Below are 4,843 nucleotides of genomic sequence, written 5' to 3'. Positions count from 1 at the left end.
AATGTAAAAACGCCGCCCCCACCCCCACCCCCTGCAGCTCCAGAAGTTATTGAAGTGGTGGAAGACACTGAAGAGATAGAGGAGACTATCATTGAAAGTACCGAGACCAGCCAGGATGCCGTGGTTGAAGAAGCCATGGATGTAGACGATGTTGAAGTAGGGGAAGAGGAAGAAGAAATTTCGGTACCCTTTGCAGTCATTGAAAATGTACCTATTTTCCCGGGCTGTGAAAGTGCCAAAAACAATGATGAAAGAAAGGCCTGTTTCCAGGAAAAGATACAGGCGCACGTGCGTAAAGAATTTACCTACCCCCAGGCCGCCCTCGAATTGGGTATAAAAGGCCGCGTATTTGTTCAGTTTGAGATCAATTCGAAGGGGATGATTGGGGGCATCAGGACCCGCGGTCCGGATAAGCTTCTGGAAAAAGAAGCTGCCAGGATTATTGCCTCACTTCCGAGGATGAAGCCTGGTATGCAGCGCGGACAAGCGGTCAAAGTACCGTATAGTATCCCGATCAACTTCATGATACAATAGCCTTTAAGGCAGAAGTTTGTTGAAGGAGGGGCCCAGCTATGGGCCCCATTTTTTTATTGGGCAGGACCGGAATGCTCTACCTGATAGGATTGTTTCTTTAACCCGAAAAAGGGGTGGAGTAATGGTATGCGCAAGATGACCAGGTCATACAATATCCAGCATCCTGCGAAGGTACCGATACCTAATATGAGAAACTTGGGCCAAAAGGTCCATTCCAGATCCTTGATGTAGAAAGCAATACTAACAGTTATCGTTTGGTGCAGGATATAAAAGGGATAAACGGCACGATTGGCGTAGGCAAGCCATCGTGTAGGCCTATTTCGGTATTTGGCGGCATAACCCAGAATTACCAGTATCCAGGCCCACATATTCAAAACGGCTACGCCCGCTTCTATAAAATGCCTTACTATGCCGTCTTCAAACTGCCAGATCACTATCAGGGTCATAAATGCACCGCATCCCAGTAATAAGGCTGTCTTTTTTATCCTATCCAGTGCCCTCCAGAAATATTCCCCACTGGACAATAGTAAGAATCCATACAGAAACAGGATTAAAAAGTTGGTCAATGCAAACCAATCTCCCACCAGGGCATGGGTTATAGGGAAAAAGGGCTCCATGAGGGCTTCGGTAAGATAAAGGGGGATAACAAAGAGAAACAGATAGCCAGGCTTGCCAAGCAACTGCCTTATCCAGTTCAGGAACCGGTTTTCAGGATGCTTTCGCCAATAGATGAAAAGGGGGGCAAGCACCACCGAATACACCAGCAGATAAGGGAGAAACCAGAGGTGGTGCCAGCTAAAGTTGCCTTCAGGATACACACCTTGATAGGCTACTGTAGTGAAGAATTCGATCAAAGTACCTGTGAATTGGCCATTTGCCAGGCGTTCATAATACACCTGAGGAGGAACGATAAGCAGCATCCCAAAAATTAGGGGAATGGCTAGGCGTTTGTTGCGTTCCCACACAAATTGCCCAAGGGACCGGTAGGAGAGGGCGTAGTACGTACCCATTCCGGAAATCACAAATAAAATGGGCAGGCGCCATCGGTTCACGAAAACCATGGGCCATTGCAGCCAGGTGTACAATTCGTTGTTTTTCACATGCCAGCCCCACTCCACGAAGAACATGCCTACATGATATACGATCAGTAATCCGAAAACCATCACCCTGGCCCAGTCCAGGTCATACCTGCGAATCTTTTTTGTACCCATGACAAAGAATATTGATGAGACAAAGTTGGAATAAGATTCGTATTTAAACCCATAAAAAGAGCATGTTTCCGTTTATGATTACAATTCCGGACAATTCTTTACCCGGTTATTTTGTCTTATGAAGCTTTATAAAAGCACTGGGAGATATCTTAGCATGTTTCTTGAATGCAGTGTAAAATGCTGATTTTGAAGTAAATCCCACACTATTTCCGATAGCTGCTACAGTAAGATTGGCATACTCTGGGTCCAACAGCTTGCTTTTAGCCTCTTCCACCCGATATTGATTGATAAAGTCATTAAAATTCATGCCTGTACCGGAATTTATGATTTTGGACAGGTAATTGGGATTGGTTCCCAGTAAAGTGGCCAGTTCTTTAAGGGTGGCTTGTTGATTCAAAAAAAAAGCCTGTGCAGTCACTGTTGAGATAACGTCCTTGATGGTGATACCATCTTCCCGTATCCTGAGTGTTTCGTATTTATCCGCTATCCATGAGTTTTCAAAGAATCGGGATTCTATTAAGAAGAGAAATGCTGTAAAAAGCACAATAGTACTCTGCATTATGGCTATGTAATGATCGCCACCATCATCGTCATAGTTCAGGAAAATGGTCAGGATCACCACAAATATTATTATGAGGGTAAAGACCGTATTTTTTGAAAACAGGTATTTGCTGATCCCTTTTGTTTGTCCATAAGTATTCCTGCTCTTGGCAAACTTGATGAGGATCTTCAGGGATAGTATGATATAGAGCACAAAACTCCCAAGGATCAACCAGCGAAATTCATCTTTTATTATCTGATAGGGGTAAGTAATGCCTTCAGGCACCTGGACCATGGGCAACTCCTCAAAATAGGCATCTACGTAGGCATTCATTTTTACAGGTAGCGGATGCAGATAATAACCGACCTGGGAAATGGCATATATCACAGAGGGTAAAAAATGGTACCAGTATTTTCTAAATACCATGGTTTCCCGGCTCAGCAATTCATAAACAAACAAATACAGGATGGGAGCAAGCAGTAAGACTAATGGCTCAGTGGAATCATTAAGGTGCAAGGTGTATTTCATAAATCCACTGTAGCAAAGAAATACATCAAGGGCTACAATAGTTTGCAGGAACAGAAACCATCCCAGAAACCTCAGGGGACGGTTTTTTGGCGATGTTTTCAAGGCAATAGCCAGGCTCAGCATCAACCCCAGCAGAATGCCTGCAACCATGAAGTAGGTTACCAAATTATGACGTACTTGTATTTGCTCCCATATGTGTTGAAAATCATTCATGGGTTGCCTCGTTTATCCCTGGTAGTCTATGAGCTTTTGGGGCCCTTCCAGGAGGACCCTTACTATTTGCAGCGTGCCGTCTTCCTTGGTGGCGATCTGCCATTTGATCAGGGAGATGGTCCCGTCTATAATCTCAATACCGGTAATGCTCCTGGGGTGTACACAACTGCCATCGTTAAAGAAGGGAATTTCCCCGGGTTCTGGGAACCTGGGCCGGTGGGTGTGCCCGGCGATGGTGAGCTGCATATTGTTTCGCAGGATCCACTTTTTAATGCGGCGTTCTACCTTGATGAGTTCCTTGTAGTTTTTGGCAGGACTTGTGGGGTCGGCAATTCCCCATACCTGAAGGGGTTTCCAAAGCACCCGCACCATGAACCGTCCCCACCGCCAAAAAGTATAATTAAACCAATCGGCCTGGTGCCCGTGCACAAGAAACAATTCCTGTCCGGTCTCTTCATGCTTTAATACAATTGCCTCGTGGTAGGTAATGTCCCCAAATAGCTCCTTATCCCGTTCTTCAATGGGTTCGAAATAACTGCTTAGGTGTTTTTTCACATATTCCGGGTCCTTGTAGACCATGTCGTGATTGCCCCAGATCATATGGAGCCGGTCTTCCATGTGGTACTTCTGCAGCAGTTGGTACACATTCTTGTGGGCCTCAAACAGAGGTTCAAAATGAATATGTTCCCAGAGTTCGTCTCCATCACCCAGTTCACAGTACTGAAATCCTTCCCGGAAATAGTGGCTGAGGGCATGGAAGTAAATGTTCCTGTTGTTGGCAAAATCGTCTGCAAAGCTGTTGTCACCGCGATGGCAATCACTGAAAAGAATGAACTTTGAGGCATTGTTAAACGGGATCCGTTTGGCCCCTGAATATGCGCGATCTAAGCGGGTTATGGACGACATACCTCAAATATATACTAATATCCAATAAAACAACCGAACACCGTACTTCTGTGTTATAACCATAAAGCTGGAGTAATTTTGTAATTTTACAGGCACTCTTTAGACTAACCCGTCATGAAAAAGGACCTCGAGAAGGATTTTCCGATAAAACCGCTTATCAGCTTCGATAAGTACCTTAGGCAATATGATGCCTGGGCGGAGGGTGATGATCCACTCCTAGCGGCGAAAGCTAAGAGTATCCTGGAGGCGCAGGCCCCTTTCCCGGAATTGCGTGAAGGATTCACAGACCTAAGTCTCCTCGAAACGCATAAGGAGGTAATCAAGGTGATCTTACAAGATGCTTTTAGTGAAGTACTTGGAGGTAATGAGATCAAGGCGGCTTCACTTCCTTATTACGACTTGACGTTCAATCGCTCCAGACGATTTCAGAAGATCCTTGAGGAAGCGGGTGAAAATTATACCCTGGATATTCGGGACCGTGAAGAAGGTATAGATTATATAATGGCGAGTACAGTGGTCCTGAAGTTCCATTATGGATTTAATCTGGATTTCGGTCGTCCTTATTTCTATGATATTCCGGACGCCAATGGGGTCATTCGGCATTATCGAATTTTGTACAATGCTGATTTTATGGATATCTATCCAACTGACCTTGCAAAGAATCTTACTCAGGAGGACGTAGACGAGCTACTCGAAAATCCGGACAATCTGGAACTGTGGAAAAATAAAATACCACCCAATAGTTTTATATCCAAGGGCTTTGTTATTTCCAACATGTTCGACGTTACTTCGGACCAAACCATATCAAATATTAAGTCGGCCCTGATTGCAAGTGATAAGAGGGGTAATGAAAATTTCATGGAAGACTTGCAGGAAACTTTCCGGTCGTTCTTCCGTTCCAATAACCTCA

General features: G+C 44.8%; 4 protein-coding genes and 1 pseudogene. 2 read left to right on the top strand and 3 right to left on the bottom strand.

The window, feature by feature from the left end; genetic code table 11:
• The coding region (locus AC4E7D_RS01520; protein WP_490172037.1) for an energy transducer TonB at positions 1-534 on the top strand (534 nt) is incomplete at its 5' end.
• Positions 535-587: 53 nt separating this feature from the next.
• On the opposite strand, the gene AC4E7D_RS01515 is transcribed toward AC4E7D_RS01520, so the two are convergent.
• The 3 genes from AC4E7D_RS01515 to AC4E7D_RS01505 all read right to left on the bottom strand — a co-directional run bounded on the left by AC4E7D_RS01515 (position 588) and on the right by AC4E7D_RS01505 (position 3,933).
• On the bottom strand, positions 588-1,745 hold the full coding sequence (locus AC4E7D_RS01515) for an acyltransferase family protein (RefSeq protein ID WP_490172036.1): 1,158 nt from the start codon (positions 1,743-1,745) through the stop codon (positions 588-590).
• Between the two features lie 106 nt (positions 1,746-1,851).
• A complete protein-coding gene (locus tag AC4E7D_RS01510) occupies positions 1,852-3,027 on the bottom strand; it encodes a helix-turn-helix domain-containing protein (RefSeq protein ID WP_490172035.1) in 1,176 nt (391 codons plus the stop codon).
• Positions 3,028-3,039: 12 nt separating this feature from the next.
• Positions 3,040-3,933, bottom strand: a complete 894-nt coding sequence (locus tag AC4E7D_RS01505) for a metallophosphoesterase (protein ID WP_490172034.1) — start codon at positions 3,931-3,933, stop codon at positions 3,040-3,042.
• 114 nt (positions 3,934-4,047) lie between these two features.
• On the opposite strand from AC4E7D_RS01505, the pseudogene AC4E7D_RS01500 reads away from it, so the two are divergent.
• Positions 4,048-4,843, top strand: a pseudogene (locus AC4E7D_RS01500) (GAF domain-containing protein); the annotation flags it as partial.

This window comes from Lentiprolixibacter sp. (genome assembly GCF_982873095.1).
The sequence above is the reverse complement of the archived record's forward strand: the minus strand, read 5'-3'. Positions and strand labels throughout refer to the sequence as shown.